Raw genomic sequence first — 15,102 nt, forward strand, 5'->3', positions numbered from 1 at the left:
ACTGATCGTTCCTGTGGAGGCCAGTTTCGAATGTGAACTTGGCGATGCAGGTACAGCTACAGCAGAAGATAACTGTGGCGGAGATGTTTCTATAGTTTATTGGGATGACGTCGAATTAGAACATTGTGGTACCATTACCCGTACGTGGAAAGCAACAGACTGTGCAGGTAATACCACTACTGATGTTCAAATAATTACGATTTACGATGATACACCACCAGTAATTGATGCACCGGAAGATTCAGTAATCTGTGAAGGAGATACAGTTCCGATGATGCTTATGGCGTCGTGGACCGATAACTGTGCAGATGGAGGAGACCTCTATGCAGAAGCCGAACTCTACAGCGTATCTTATTGCGATAGTATATTTGCATATCCATTCTATGCTATGGATAATTGCGATAACGAAGCAATGGATACCGTATTTATCAGAAAAGGAAAGGATGAATACGAAAACTGCGAGACAGCTTTTGCCAAGTTGGATAATGAGGATGCACACTGTTTCATCGGCGATTATAATTTTAATCGTTGGGGATGGACCAATCTCGTAACGGAAGGAGAATATGATCTTCCATACTATGCAGGTGCCGCACAATGTGATGTAGACAAAGGTCTTTTGGTTGGAAACGTACATGTCACCTTTATGGATGGCCAGGTAAGCGTAGAATACCAGATGATGGAAGGATACGTATTGAGCGAAGCCCACGTATATGTTGGCTGTGAACCATATCCGATGAAGAATGGCAAGCCTACCGTTGCTCCGGGACAATTTACCTTTAACACAGGAGATCTTGATCATTCGACTGGCATTACCGTGAATTTCACAGATGTGGTTGGTGAATCAGTGTATGTAATTGTTCATGGAGTTAGCTGTGAAGAGGTTTGCAGATGTAGCGAACGTCCGGGACCGGATGATGGTACCGTATATGATTATACTGAAACCATTGACTGTACTGAACCTGCAGCAGAAATAAGCAAAGGAAACAGTGGTAAGCAAAAAGTAACTACTGATGTTTCTATTGTTAATCTCGACAATTTGAAAGTTTACCCGAATCCATTTAATGAAGTAGTAAACATCGAATTTGTTTCAGGGGTAAGTGGTCATGCAGTACTCGAGGTACACAATATGGTTGGTCAAAGAGTGGCAACACTCCTGGATCAATTTATTGAAGCAGGTGTAGAGAATAAGGTACAATTCCGTCCGGAATCTGAAGTTTCAGGATTCTATCTCTACAAACTTGAAATAGATGGACAAATTCAAATTGGTAAAATGATTTACCGACGAGAATAAACAACGAAATACCCGAAATTGATTCAGATTCAATTATTGCAAAAGACTCTTATTTTATAGTAGTTGATTTCGGGAGGTTCTACTTTAAAAAAGTAAGATTGGAGGCCGACTCAGTGGAGCGGCCTCTTTTCTTTTATAGCTATTTTGGTGAAAATCATACAGCTGCAACCATTAATAGCATGCCTAACTGAAATTCTTTTAGTAAATTGAAGCGTGTATAAGGTAAAACCATTGAAGTTTAAGAATGAAAAAGAGAAGGACCAATAAACAAAATACAAGTAAGAATTATTTCTTGCATAATCTAAATTTTATTTTACCATTTATTTTAGGAATTAGTGTACTGGTAATTTATATTCCAACCGGTAGTTTTGATTTTGTAAATATTGATGACAACTCATTAATTTATGAAAATCCGACGGTCATTGATAAGAGCATTTCATTCCAGGAATGCTTTCAGAGAATGAAAGGAGGGGTTCATTATAAGCCTCTTGTTTTTTTATCTTGGAAGCTTGAGTATAATCTTCTGGGCGAGTCTCCATCACATTTTCATATTATCAACTGGATTTTTCATTTATTAAATACGCTCATTTTGTTTCAGGTTCTAAAAATTGTTTTTCAAAAACTGTATAGTGATAAAAACAAAATACTGATCGCCTCTTTTTTGGTTGCTTTATTGTTTACAATCAATCCATTACGTGTAGAATCTGTTGCCTGGGCAACTGAACGTAAAGATGTAATGTTCGGATTTTTCTTTCTGCTCGGGTACTTATACTATTTAAAATTTATTGAGAAGAAGAAGTATATTTTTCTGTTACTCGGAGCCGTGTTTTACCTTTTATCCGGGTTGTCAAAATCGATGGGTGTAACTTTGTTTGCCGTTCTGTTTCTCACCGATTTTTGGTATAACAGAAGGCTCTCTTTCAAATTATTTTTCGAGAAAATTCCATTTGCCCTGGTTTTGTTTGTTTTACTAAATCTATATGGAACAATGGAGTTTGGGAGTTCTAATGTTGCCGCACTGGTAAGTGAAACAGAAGAAGTGGAAAATTCAATGGAAATTATTACAAGTGCAGAACACCTGGAAAACTTATCTCCTGAACTTCAATGGTTTTTTACTACTTCCGCTCGCTTTATGTTATGGATTGGTCATTCCATAATTCCTATAAAAATATCTGTTCATTATCCCCATAATGTCATTTCTAACTCACTTGGTAAATCCATCTATTTGTTTCCGTTCCTGGTACTGGGATTATTTTTTCTTTTTTGGCGATATCGTCATCGAAATAAAGCTGTTTTGGCGGGTATGTTGTTTTTTGCCATTACATTGTCACCCGCTTTACTTGTAACTACTTCTGGTCAGGGAATATTTCTTTCCGATCGATATACTTATATCCCTTCGATTGGAATATTTTTTGCTATTGTAGCCTTTTTATACAATGGGCAATTTAGTCAGTGGAAAAAAATGATCACTGGTTTTTTGATTTTATTTTTCTTTGTACAATCTGTTAAGGCTGTGCAATATTGGGAAAATTCCGGCAGTCTTTTTAAACAAGTACTTAAAGTGCACCCAAACTCGGGATTTGGACATCTGAATCTTGGCAAATTTTATTATGACCAGAAGAATATTGTTGAAGCAGCAAATGTTTATACAAGGGGTATTGCAAGGGCTCCCGGTTACTATAAATTGTATTCGAATCGAGGTAAGATTATGTTTGATCAAGGACAGTTTGAACAAGCCATACAAGACTTTGATAAGTGTCTTTCCCTAAAACCAGACTATGTGACCGCACTTGCAAATCGAGGAGCGGCATATGGTGCTATGGAGGATTTCGATAAAGCACTGATAGATTTGAATAAGGCGCTTGAGATTAATCCCAGAGACTTAAACGCTCTGTCAAATAGAGGGTTATTATTTATGTTTACCCGAGATTATAATAAAGCGGTTGTCGATTATGAGAATTACCTTAAGATAAATCCAAATGATGATGCTATTTGGAATTCGCTGGGATTGTCATATTATAATTTGAACGAATATAATAAGGCTATTTCAAATTACGATGTTGCCATTCGACTTGACGACAGCAAAGGACCATATTATTACAACAGATCCATCGCTTTAAGCCGATTGGATGAAAATGAAAGGGCTTACGCAGATGCCATTAAAGCACGGACTTTGGGTGTAAAGATAAGTGAACGTTTTTTTAATAGTTTAAAAAACTAATTACAGAATTAATTGTTACTAATCAACATAGAACAGGGATTAAATTGTCTTTACATTTAAGCACTAAAGGTCTGCTATATTAAACATTAAAAATATCTGAACATGAAAAGCACAATAGTATTTTTAACACTATTATTTATCATATCATTATCATTCACACAATCCCAATTCTACCAATTCACCGTTAAAGACATCGATGGAAACAACTTTGATCTATCGACTTTAAAAGGGAAGAAAGTGCTGGTTGTAAATACGGCTTCAAAATGCGGTTTTACCCCACAATATGAGCAGTTACAGCAGTTGTATGAAAAATATGGTGGAGACCATTTCACGATTATCGGCTTTCCAGCTAATAATTTCTTAAAGCAGGAACCGGGTAGCAATGAAGAAATAAAAGACTTTTGCCAGAAGAATTATGGAGTGACTTTTCCCATGATGGCGAAAATTTCGGTGAAAGGCGACGATATGCATCCGCTTTATCACTGGCTCACCGAGAAAAGTAAAAACGGAGTAATGGATTCAAAGGTGGGATGGAACTTCCAAAAATACCTGATTGATGAAAATGGGAATTTGGTTGATATGGTGAAATCGAAGGTAAAACCCGACGATGAAAGAATTGTTAGTTGGATTGAAAACTAAAATTCAATTCACGATCCACCGAATATATCTTTTTGATTTAAATGAAACTGATTTTGAAAACTGTCTCTGTTGAACTTCTTTTCTTTCAATTTCGGATTGTTACTTTCCTCATTAACATCCAAAGTCAGGCTAGAAAGCAATTGACAGACCATGTGTTGAAGAAATAGGTTAAAATGCTTGATGAAATGTTTAAATTAGCGTATTTAATTCTAAACTGATAAACTAATATAAAATTAAACAGCATAACTAAACTAATTTCCTGTCTTTTGTTTTTTTCTCTGTTTTTTTCGTGCAGACAACAGCAAGTGTCTCTTGTTTACGATGTGGAAAACAAGGGAGCCTTACAGTTACTGTAAATATTAATAGCAATGAATAATTGTAATAAATAAGTGAGCGACTTTTATTAATTACAAAAGCAAGAATGATTGTTTCTTTGATACTATTTCGTAATTTAAATGTTCAACAAATCTAACGCAATATGGAATGGATTAACAGACTTAAGACCATTATGAAAGACAAAGGAGTTAATATTGAACAGTTAAAAACAAAAATTGAACTTAATGGCCATACATTAAGCAGAAATTCAATTGGAAATATATTAAATGGAAAAAACAGTCCTAAAGTAGAAACTCTCGAGATAATAGCTAATGCTTTGGAAGTTGATCTTTGGAGGATATTTTCAACCGAATCAGAAGATAATAGTGTTAGTGGATATATTGAAACAAAGGATACGATTTATAGAATACATTCACTCAAAGAATTAAAACAACTTCTTAAGCTGATTGAAAAGCCAATAAATGATTCAAAATTTGAAACTCATTCGGAATCTTCAAAGTACAGATCATTTTCTGGTGGTGGATTACAGTATTATGCTGTACGAGGTAGTGCACGAAAGAAGACAGAAAAATTTTCACGACATATTTTCAAAAAATATAATATCACTGTTTGCAATAAAAAAGAATTTATTGAAACACCGAATGAACTAAGTAGGGATGTTAAAGTTTGGGTCTTCAAATCAAAAGACGATGTAAAGTCTGCTCAAACTTTACTTGAAAAACAGTTAAAATTTAAGTTCAACGAATAAAAATCTCTACCACTTTAAATCTCTGCTCTTTAAAATATTTCAACAAATAAAATTGTGAATAAACACATAAATTACCGGGAAGAAAAAAATTTTAAAACTCTGCTTTCTACTACAAATTAACAAATATTGTTGTTATTATTAGCTGGTAATGTTGAGTTTATTTGTTGTGATAGTCAATTTCCATAATTAGAAATAACCTCTTTCTACTTCCAATTTATTTGTTATTAGTTTAAATTTTAAATTTTCCATTGCAAATCTGCATTAATTGTGCTAATTTTCTTGTTATTAATTAATTAAACTAATTTTTTCATTTAATTAAATTTTATTATGGATACTGAAAAGAAATTAATAGGGTTATTAAAAGATGCTGCTGTTATTGTTCACAGGTTTTACTACGAAACAAACATGCCAACTAAAGATGTGTGTGCAATCATTCAGATTATGGCTGACAATTATGCAAATAATATTGATAAAATACCTGTAGATGAGTATAGTCTTAAAATAGAAGAAGTTGAAGAAGAGAACGTCGAAGAAAATGAGGTGGAAAAAGAGGAACCTGAACTCAAAAAAGTATCAAAATCAGATGCTACAGTGAAATAGATACTGAATTTCTATATTGAATTTGAGTATTCATACTACAAATAGCCAGTCTCCAAACAGCAGGTAAATCAAATTTAATATAGTAAGTGATTCACCATGTTCAATCCTTTTGTTAACATGGTTTTAAAAACATTTTATATGTTTTGATGTATAGCATATAGGAAAGCATATGGCATTCTGAGAAAATTCTTTTCAATAAGGTTAGTTCTACCTTATTTTATTTTTAAATGTGTATTATGGATACTGAAACGAAACTATTGGGATTATTAAAGGAAGCGGCGGTTAGAGTTCACAAGTATCACTTTGAAACCAATATGCCTATTGAGTCAACTTGTAAAATTGTTCAGCTTATTGCAGAAAACTATGCAAATAATATTGATGAGATGCCTGAAGATGAGTATACCATTAAAAGATCGGAAGAATAAGTGTTGAACTGAATTATGTTCATTGGTAACTATAGGTTATTTATACTGTACCCTGTGTTAGTTTTTATATGCGTTATTATTTTCCGATACAGAAATTCTTAAATATGTGACCCAATACTTCGTGGGTGGATATTTCTCCGGTAATTTCGGATAAATAATGCAGGCATTCGCGGATGTCCTGCGCCAGTAAATCACCCGGGATTACCGAGTCGAGACCTTTGAGCACACGTAGAATGGCTTCGTGGGCATTTTTCAGAATTTCGTAATGACGCGCGTTGGTCACAATAACATCCTGTTGTTCGGCCGCATTCAGGTTAATGGCGTGCTGCATGTAATCAATAAGATCGTCAAGGTTCTTTTTCTCGCGAGCCGCAATAAAAACCATTTTTTCGTTGTCGGTTAAATCGAGAACCTCAAGTTCCTGAATGGTTTCCGTAAGACCTGAATCGATTTTGTTCGCTACAATGATCAACATCTGATTTTCGGAAATGCGTTCACGGATTTTATCGATCCGGCTTTTTACCAGTTCAAACGGATTGTTTGTGTCGACCACCAGCAAAACTACTGTAGCTTGTTCCAGTTTACTATAGCTTCGCTCAATTCCAAGGTTTTCGATCTGGTCCTCGGTTTCACGGATTCCGGCAGTATCGAAAAAACGAAATGCTGTTCCATGAATATTCACTACATCTTCTATCACATCGCGCGTGGTTCCGTGAATGTCAGAAACTATCGCTCGGTCTTCGTTCAGCAGCGCATTAAGCAGAGTCGATTTACCAACATTGGTTTCTCCAACTATTGCTACAGGAATTCCGTTTTTTATGGCATTTCCGAGTTGGAATGAATCTTTGAGTTTTCGAAGTAAAGTTTCTATTTCTTCGGTTAGATTCCGTAATGCAGTTCTGTCGGCAAACTCTACATCCTCTTCACTGAAGTCAAGTTCCAACTCAACCATGGCGGTGAAATGAAGGAGTTGATCGCGTAATGACCCAATCTCTTTTGAAAAACCACCGCGCATTTGATTGATGGCTAATTTATGGGCAGCAGCATTCGACGACGCGATAACATCAGCAACAGCTTCAGCTTGCGACAGGTCCATTTTCCCATTTAAGAAAGCACGTTGTGTGAATTCTCCGGGAAGTGCCATCCTGGCTCCGTTTTTGATCAGAACTTCCAGTACTTTTTGCTGTATAAAAGTGGATCCGTGACATGAAATCTCCACAATGTCCTCACCTGTATAAGAATTGGGAGCTCTGAAAATGGCCACCACCACTTCATCAATAATCTTATTATCATCAACGAGTTGACCAAAATGCAGGGTGTTCGCTTTTTGTTCAGAAAGTTTTTTCCCCGCTTTCGGACTTCGGAAAATAATATCGGTTATTGAAATGGCCTGATCGCCTGATAAACGGATTACGGCAATGGCACCCGCACCCGGCGAACTAGAAATGGCGCAAATTGTTGACTGATCGAGCATTCGTTATTTGTTTTCGCAAAGATAATTCATAAATTTAATTTTTTGATTTCAGAGAATATATGGAACTCCTTATAAAAGAATCGGGAAAACTAATTAAGCAATCGAAATTTACCATAGCATTTACCGGAGCCGGTATTTCTGTAGAAAGCGGTGTGCCGCCGTTTCGTGGCGCTCATGGATTGTGGAATAAGTACGATCCGCAGGTTTTAGACTTGCGGTATTTTTACAACAACGGGGCGGAATGCTGGAAATACATTCGAGAGATATTCTACGAATTCTTTGCCGATGCACGACCTAACAAAGCACACGAGGTACTGGCTGAAATGGAACAGAACGGCTTGCTGCAGGCAGTTATCACACAAAATATCGATAACCTTCATTTTGAGGCTGGTAGTAGGGTAGTTCATGAATTTCATGGCAATTCAAAAAAGCTTAAATGTCCGAAATGTGATCACGTATACGAGGCAGCAGAAATTAATTTCGAAGTCATTCCTCCGCTTTGTGTTGACGATGGCGAGATTTTAAAACCTGATTTTATTTTCTTTGGTGAAGGAATTCCGCAAGATGCCTATGCCAATTCGTTTGAAGCAGCCGAAAAAGCTGAGGTTTGCCTGATCATTGGTTCAACTGGCGAAGTTACTCCGGCTTCTTTTGTGCCGCGTGCAGCCAAACAGCGTGGTGCTACCATTATTGAAATTAATCCGGAGGAAACAATCTTTACGCATCAAATTACTGATATTCATTTAAAAGGAAAGGCATCAGAAGTACTGCCGAAAATTTCTGAGGCGTTGATTTGAATTTTTCAACCAAAAGTTTGAACGTTAAATCGTAAATTATGTTTGTGCCGGTGTTTTTATCAAAAAGAAAACATCAAATTTAAATCCACCATAATATCGCTTATATTTGCGCACTGACTTGAAAGTAACACTTCAAAAAATAAAAATATAATGAAACTACTCGAAGGAAAAACAGCGGTCATTACAGGAGCATCGCGTGGAATAGGAAAAGCTATTGCGATTAAATTTGCCCAGGAAGGCTGCAATGTGGCTTTTACTGATTTATTCGACGACGAAAACATGAAAGCAACCGAAGCTGAATTAAAAAATTTGGGCGTTGAAGCCAAAGGATACGCTTCCGATGCCAGTAATTTTGAAGATACTGATAAAGTAGTGGCCGAAATTGTTAAAGATTTTGGACGTATTGATGCGCTTGTAAACAATGCCGGAATTACTAAAGATACTTTGTTAATGCGAATGACCGAAGAACAGTGGGACGCAGTAATAAATGTGAACCTGAAATCGGTTTTCAATTTTACAAAGGCTGCTCAACGCACCATGTTGAAACAACGCAGTGGATCGATAATTAACCTTAGTTCGGTAGTTGGTGTTAGCGGAAATGCCGGTCAGGCGAATTACTCAGCATCGAAAGCCGGAATTATCGGATTTACCAAGTCTGTTGCGCGCGAATTGGGTTCACGTGGAATTCGTTCGAATGCCATCGCGCCCGGTTTTATTATTACCGAAATGACCGGAAAAATTCCGGAAGAAGCTCGTAAAGCTTGGGAAGAATCGATCCCGATGAAACGCGGTGGAACGCCGGAAGAAGTTGCTGGTGTTGCTACTTTCCTGGCATCCGATCTTTCGTCGTACGTGAGCGGACAGGTGATTACTGTTTGTGGTGCAATGAATACCTGATCTGATTTTTGATAATTCATTGAGGAAATTGTGAGGGAATGATCTCTAAAATGAATTTAAAATATTATTGATAAATTAGCTGTCGGAATACTGGCAGCTTTTTTTATGCATTATAAGGGACTATTTTTCGGACTAACAACCATAGATATTCAATATTTTGTCGATCGATTTCCTGAAACTAACAAGAAGTTGAAAACCGATGCCCCCGATGTTTTGGTGGGAGGACCGGCAGCTAATGCAGCGGTAGCTTTTTCTTACCTTAATAACGGAGCTCACCTGGTTTCGGCAATAGGAGAGAGTGCTTTTTCTTCATTTATCAGGGATGATTTCGCGAATAACAAACTTCAATTTACTGACCTGGGTAATGCCGATACAAAACCTGTGATCGCTTCTGTTGTTACTTCGTCGAACGGCGATCGGAATATTTTTACGCATTATCCCGAAATACTTTCAGGTAGTTTTGTGCCTGTTAAAATTTTGGACCAAATTCAACCCGAAATAATTCTGATGGATGGTTTTTATTCGGAACGTGCTATTCCATTAGCCAAAAAAGCTTTCCAACGTAAAATACCCATTGTTTTAGATTGCGGAAGCTGGAAACCACAATACAACGAGCTCCTGAAATACACTGATACTGCTATTTGCTCTGCAGATTTCCAACCACCTTCCTGTAAAAATAGTCGTGAAGTATTTCGGTTTCTGCGCAAAACAGGAGTAAAGAACCGCGTTATTACACAAGGTGAGGAGGATATTCTGTTTGAACAAGAGAAAAGGGAAGGAGAGCTTGCAGTAGAAAAAACAAAAGTAATCGACACGCTTGGTGCCGGCGATTTTTTTCACGGTGCTTTTTGTTACTATACCTTGAAAATGAGAGATTTTGAGAAGGCATTAAATGCTGCTTCGCAGGTTGCCACCTTTTCCTGTAAATTTAAAGGTACACGAGCATGGCTTAACCAAGATATTGTTGTGAATGTCTGATTAAAAATGCTTAAATTGTAATTGGAACTTGAAATCCAGGGAACATGCTAAATAAATCAATAGCTTATCGGCTAAGTATCTACATATCGCTTGCAGTAATAAGTGTATTTATAGCATTTATTATTATTAATTTTTTGTTCAATTACGATATTATTAAAGAAAATATTGAATACAAAGCCGATAATTCAAGCATTGAGGTAAATACAGAAATTAAGAAGTACGTTATTACAACACAGGAAATTAGTAAGAATATTTCGGAACAGGTAATTTTTTACGAAAGCAAGGATGGAGTTCGTCCGTTTATAAGTCAATTACTCGAAAATTATCCTTTTATCAATGCAATTCATATTAATATCGATACAGTGGTTGACCTTTCCCATCATAATTTTTACGCTTACTTTCAGAATGATTCCGCTTACTTTTACCAGGATAATGAACCAATTGTAACTTGTGTCGACAAAAACAAGAACTTTGTTGAATTGATTGAAAATCCCGAAGTGGTTTGGTCAGAGCCAATAGTTTGTGAGCGAAACAATCAAATTGTTTGTTCCTATTACTCGCCAGTAAAAATAAGGAATTCAGAAGGTAAAGAAAAGGAGGTAGGCGAGGTGATTTGCGAATTATCAATGGAACAGATCAACGAGGAAATCAACAAGATAAAAGTTGGGAAAAGCGGATATTCCATTTTAATTTCACGTAAGGGAACTTACCTTGCACACCCAAGAGAAGATTTTATTTTAACACGCACGGTATACGATATTCCTAAAAACGTACTCGACGTGGACGATAATGAGATCAATCAGATTCTCATGGGGACTTCTAATTCTGTTACAGTAGCCTATCCCGAAGTTCTGGATTACCAAAAAAGCTGGGTAAGATTCTCAACAATGCCCGAAACAGGTTGGTTAGTAGTGGTAGTTGTACCATACTCCGAACTTTTGGAACCGCTTTACCTGCCTATTTTAAAGATGTTGTTTTTCTCTGTTTTAGGAATTCTTGTCGTATACATCTTGATCACATACATTTCAAATCGTCAGATCCAGCCACTAAGTAGCATAACTTCTCAATTAAAACGATTTAGCGACATCTCTGGTGAAACATATGCCGGCCGGGATTCAATGAATGAGATACAGCAAGTCTCGGATAGTCTGAATCAAATAAAATCGTGGTACAGAAAGTATAAAATTAATGCCGCTCAGGATAAGAAGTTGTTTCAATTAAAGAACGACGATATTTTTGAAGCAGCCGAAATTCAGCAAAGTCTCATAAAGTCCGAATATCCTGCCTGTCCGAATATCGACGAAATAGATTTGCATGCAACCTATAAACCGGCCAGGATTGTAAGTGGCGATCTTTTCGATTATTTTTTCCGCGATGAAAACCATCTGGTTTTTACCATGGGAGATGTTTCCGGGAAAGGAGTACCAGCAGCTTTCTTTATGAGTATGGCGCAAACCATTATTAAGTCAGTGGCGAGTAATCTCGATTTTAAGAAAAGTTACAACATTGTTGAAGAGATCAACGATCAACTTTATTCGAGCAATGTACACCAGTTTTTCTTAACGCTGTTTCTGGGAATTATTGATATAAAAACCGGCAAACTTACCTATTGCAATGCGGCCCATACAATTTCTTATGTGTTAAAAGCCGACGGGCGCCTGGACGAATTGGCAGATAGTCATGGATTACCGCTTGGAATTTACCGCGACAAGGGATATAACCAAAGTAAATACCAGTTAGAGAAAGGAGATTCGATCATTATTTATACTGACGGTGTTACAGAACTTCACGATGAGAATAATCTTCAGTATGGGGATTACCGACTCAAAGAAAATCTAAAAAGTTTGGTGCGGCAGAAACCTAAAGAAATGGTTCGCCGGCTTGAAAGGAGTTTGAAACTGTTTATTGGCAACAAGGATCAAAGCGACGATATCAGTATTCTGGTCATTCAATATTTGGGATAAAAAAAGACCGGGAAACACCCGGCCTTAATTTTTATTCTTTTAATGCTTTGTTCTTGGATAGAATCCGCATTTGCAATTTCTCATTTTTCTTGTCGAAACCAACCGAAATGGTGTCGCCTTCCACAATGGAAGCTTTTATAATAATCTCGGCCATTTCATCTTCCAGGTATTTCTGGATCGCTCTTTTTAGCGGTCGGGCTCCGAATTGCGGATCGTAACCTTTCTCGGCAATAAAATCTTTGGCTGCAGGTGAAATTTTCAATTTATAATTCAGTGCTTCCACACGTTTGTATAAGCCTTCAATTTCAATGTCGATGATTTGGTGAATGTGTTTTTTCTCCAATTGGTTAAACATGATCACATCATCAATCCTGTTCAGGAATTCGGGAGCAAATGCTTTTTTCAGTGCCTTTTGAATAATGTACTTGGCATGTTCGTTTTCCTGTTCCGGGGTATTACCCGTTGAAAAACCAACTCCTCGTCCAAACTCCTTTAACTGCCGTGAACCGATGTTAGAAGTCATGATCACGATCGTGTTCTTGAAATCCACGTTTCTTCCCAGGCTGTCGGTCAAACGACCTTCGTCGAGTAACTGTAACAACAAGTGGAATACATCGGGATGTGCTTTTTCGATCTCGTCGAGCAATACGACCGAGTAAGGTTTTCTACGGACTTTTTCGGTCAACTGTCCACCTTCTTCGTAACCTACATATCCCGGAGGTGCTCCAACTAGTCGCGATACGGCGAATTTTTCCATGTATTCGCTCATGTCAATTCGAATCAGCGAATCGAGATTATCAAACAGGTATGTTGTAAGTACTTTTGCCAGTTGTGTTTTTCCAACTCCGGTTGGGCCCAAGAAGACAAACGAACCAATCGGACGGTTCGGATCTTTTAAACCGGCACGGTTCCGCTGAATGGCTTTAACGATTTTGCCTATGGCTTCGTCCTGCCCAATAACTTTGCCTTTAATGTCCTTGCCCATATTCATCAGACGTTTGCCTTCGGCTTGCGCAATTCGCTGTACCGGAACACCTGACATCATAGCAACTACTTCGGCGACTTTGTGTTCGTCAACTGTTTCGCGGTGGTTAATCAATTCTTTTTCCCACCTTTCTTTTTCATCTTCCAGCTGGTTTAGCAGATTTTTTTCTTTATCTCTGAAATTAGCTGCAAGTTCAAAATTTTGACTCTTGACGGCACTTATCTTTTCTTCTTTAGTCTTTTCGATCTTCTCTTCCAGTTTAACGATCCGCTCCGGAACATTAATGTTTGAGATGTGTACACGTGATCCTGCTTCATCCAATGCATCAATGGCTTTGTCGGGCAGGTATCTGTCGGTAATGTAGCGAGCCGTTAATTTCACACAGCCCTCAATGGCTTCAGGCGTGTAAATTACATTGTGGTGCTCTTCGTAACGCTCTTTTATGTTATTCAGAATTTCAATGGTTTCGTCTACCGAAGTAGGATCGACCATTACTTTCTGAAAACGTCTTTCCAATGCACCGTCTTTTTCAATTTGCTGACGGTATTCATCAAGCGTGGTAGCACCAATGCATTGAATGTCGCCACGCGCCAAAGCTGGTTTCAGCATGTTTGCAGCATCCAGCGAACCGGTTGCTCCGCCTGCACCAACAATGGTATGTATCTCGTCTATAAACAGAATTACGTTATTTACTTTCGATAATTCATTCAGAATGGCTTTCATCCGCTCTTCAAACTGGCCGCGGTATTTTGTACCTGCAACAATTGAAGCAATGTCGAGACTGACTACGCGTTTATCAAATAAAATTCTCGAAACTTTTTTGCTTACGATACGGATAGCCAATCCTTCTGCAATGGCCGATTTACCAACACCGGGTTCTCCAATCAGAATAGGATTGTTCTTTTTCCGGCGACTAAGGATTTGCGCTAAACGCTCAATTTCTTTCTCACGACCTACAATAGGGTCGAGGCTGTTTTCTTCGGCCAGCTTTGTGATGTCGATACCAAAATTGTCGAGCACCGGAGTGTCCGATTTGGCACCGGCTCCTTTTTTACCCGATTGAGGTCCCGATGGATTTTTTGAAAATCCTTCACTCGGACCATCATCTTCACTTTCCGGAAAATCCGATTTCGATTCGGGCAACTTATAATCCTGAAGCTGCGATTTAACCATGTAGTAATTTACTCCCATTTCAATCAGCAACTGAGTTACTATACAATTGCTGTCTTTAAGGATAGCGAGCAGTAGATGCGCACTGTTGGCAGTAACACTTTTAAACGAACGGGCTTCGAGATAGATCAACTTCAGCGTTTTTTCGGTCGATTTTAACATCACCAAATCCGACTTTGACTGGATTGATTTATCTGTCTTTATCTTTTTTTCAACAAGTTGTTTAACTTCTGCAAGATCAATTCCGAGGTTTTCGAGAATGTCGGTGGCTATGCCCTCGCCATCACGTAAAATCCCCAGGAAAAGGTGCTCCTGTCCGATGTAGTCGTTCCCCAAGCGTATCGCTTCCTCCCGGCTGTATCCTATAATATCTTTTATTCTTGGCGAAAATTGTGAATCCATAAATAAAAATTGTTTACATCGTTTTCAACAAATACTATTCCTAAAAGGTTGAACGACTAAATTACTTAAATTCTTATACCCTTAATAATCGTATTGTCATAAGTTATCAAAACATTAAAAAGAAAGCTGCATTTATGGCAGTTGAATTGTTAATATCTTATCTAAATTGTAAATG

12 protein-coding genes are annotated in these 15,102 nt (G+C 37.7%); 10 read left to right on the top strand and 2 right to left on the bottom strand.

Features of this window, described 5'->3' with window-relative positions:
• From WFY05_RS22080 to WFY05_RS22105, 6 genes are all read left to right on the top strand, one after another.
• On the top strand, positions 1–1,291 hold a 1,291-nt coding region (locus WFY05_RS22080; RefSeq protein WP_340115119.1), incomplete at its 5' end, for a T9SS type A sorting domain-containing protein.
• A gap of 244 nt (positions 1,292–1,535) precedes the next feature.
• Entirely contained in the window at positions 1,536–3,512 is a 1,977-nt protein-coding gene (locus tag WFY05_RS22085; protein ID WP_340115120.1) for a tetratricopeptide repeat protein, read from the top strand.
• 102 nt (positions 3,513–3,614) lie between these two features.
• Entirely contained in the window at positions 3,615–4,151 is a 537-nt protein-coding gene (locus tag WFY05_RS22090; RefSeq protein WP_340115121.1) for a glutathione peroxidase, read from the top strand.
• A gap of 508 nt (positions 4,152–4,659) precedes the next feature.
• A complete protein-coding gene (locus WFY05_RS22095; RefSeq protein WP_437127416.1) occupies positions 4,660–5,235 on the top strand; it encodes a helix-turn-helix domain-containing protein in 576 nt (191 codons plus the stop codon).
• Positions 5,236–5,562: 327 nt separating this feature from the next.
• A complete protein-coding gene (locus tag WFY05_RS22100; protein ID WP_340115123.1) occupies positions 5,563–5,835 on the top strand; it encodes a hypothetical protein in 273 nt (90 codons plus the stop codon).
• A 236-nt stretch (positions 5,836–6,071) separates the two neighbouring features.
• The gene (locus WFY05_RS22105) at positions 6,072–6,260 is read left to right on the top strand and encodes a hypothetical protein (protein WP_340115124.1); all 189 of its coding nucleotides are present in this window, start codon (positions 6,072–6,074) and stop codon (positions 6,258–6,260) included.
• A 76-nt stretch (positions 6,261–6,336) separates the two neighbouring features.
• On the opposite strand, the gene mnmE is transcribed toward WFY05_RS22105, so the two are convergent.
• Complete coding sequence (gene mnmE, locus WFY05_RS22110; RefSeq protein ID WP_340115125.1) at positions 6,337–7,734, bottom strand: tRNA uridine-5-carboxymethylaminomethyl(34) synthesis GTPase MnmE; 1,398 nt, start codon at positions 7,732–7,734, stop codon at positions 6,337–6,339.
• Positions 7,735–7,793: 59 nt separating this feature from the next.
• Between mnmE and WFY05_RS22115 the strand changes: the two genes are divergently transcribed.
• From WFY05_RS22115 to WFY05_RS22130, 4 genes are all read left to right on the top strand, one after another.
• A complete protein-coding gene (locus WFY05_RS22115) occupies positions 7,794–8,531 on the top strand; it encodes an SIR2 family NAD-dependent protein deacylase (protein ID WP_340115126.1) in 738 nt (245 codons plus the stop codon).
• 150 nt (positions 8,532–8,681) lie between these two features.
• Complete coding sequence (gene fabG / locus WFY05_RS22120; RefSeq protein WP_340115127.1) at positions 8,682–9,428, top strand: 3-oxoacyl-[acyl-carrier-protein] reductase; 747 nt, start codon at positions 8,682–8,684, stop codon at positions 9,426–9,428.
• A gap of 105 nt (positions 9,429–9,533) precedes the next feature.
• Entirely contained in the window at positions 9,534–10,406 is an 873-nt protein-coding gene (locus WFY05_RS22125) for a PfkB family carbohydrate kinase (RefSeq protein ID WP_340115128.1), read from the top strand.
• Between the two features lie 44 nt (positions 10,407–10,450).
• Positions 10,451–12,370, top strand: a complete 1,920-nt coding sequence (locus WFY05_RS22130; protein ID WP_340115129.1) for a SpoIIE family protein phosphatase — start codon at positions 10,451–10,453, stop codon at positions 12,368–12,370.
• A gap of 31 nt (positions 12,371–12,401) precedes the next feature.
• On the opposite strand, the gene WFY05_RS22135 is transcribed toward WFY05_RS22130, so the two are convergent.
• A complete protein-coding gene (locus tag WFY05_RS22135; RefSeq protein ID WP_340115131.1) occupies positions 12,402–14,927 on the bottom strand; it encodes an ATP-dependent Clp protease ATP-binding subunit in 2,526 nt (841 codons plus the stop codon).
• Between the last annotated feature and the right edge of the window lie 175 nt (positions 14,928–15,102).

It is taken from the genome of Maribellus mangrovi, from assembly GCF_037646455.1.
Taxonomy (GTDB): Bacteria; Bacteroidota; Bacteroidia; order Bacteroidales; family Prolixibacteraceae; genus Draconibacterium; species Draconibacterium mangrovi_A.

What these genes read in the sequence shown, in the direction of transcription:
- WFY05_RS22085 (WP_340115120.1), top strand. Translation starts at nt 1,536, where the DNA reads ATGAAAAAGAGAAGGACCAATAAACAAAATACAAGTAAGAATTATTTC.
- WFY05_RS22090 (WP_340115121.1), top strand. Translation starts at nt 3,615, where the DNA reads ATGAAAAGCACAATAGTATTTTTAACACTATTATTTATCATATCATTA.
- WFY05_RS22095 (WP_437127416.1), top strand. Translation starts at nt 4,660, where the DNA reads ATGAAAGACAAAGGAGTTAATATTGAACAGTTAAAAACAAAAATTGAA.
- WFY05_RS22100 (WP_340115123.1), top strand. Translation starts at nt 5,563, where the DNA reads ATGGATACTGAAAAGAAATTAATAGGGTTATTAAAAGATGCTGCTGTT.
- WFY05_RS22105 (WP_340115124.1), top strand. Translation starts at nt 6,072, where the DNA reads ATGGATACTGAAACGAAACTATTGGGATTATTAAAGGAAGCGGCGGTT.
- mnmE (WP_340115125.1), bottom strand. Translation starts at nt 7,734, where the DNA reads ATGCTCGATCAGTCAACAATTTGCGCCATTTCTAGTTCGCCGGGTGCG.
- WFY05_RS22115 (WP_340115126.1), top strand. Translation starts at nt 7,794, where the DNA reads ATGGAACTCCTTATAAAAGAATCGGGAAAACTAATTAAGCAATCGAAA.
- fabG (WP_340115127.1), top strand. Translation starts at nt 8,682, where the DNA reads ATGAAACTACTCGAAGGAAAAACAGCGGTCATTACAGGAGCATCGCGT.
- WFY05_RS22125 (WP_340115128.1), top strand. Translation starts at nt 9,534, where the DNA reads ATGCATTATAAGGGACTATTTTTCGGACTAACAACCATAGATATTCAA.
- WFY05_RS22130 (WP_340115129.1), top strand. Translation starts at nt 10,451, where the DNA reads ATGCTAAATAAATCAATAGCTTATCGGCTAAGTATCTACATATCGCTT.
- WFY05_RS22135 (WP_340115131.1), bottom strand. Translation starts at nt 14,927, where the DNA reads ATGGATTCACAATTTTCGCCAAGAATAAAAGATATTATAGGATACAGC.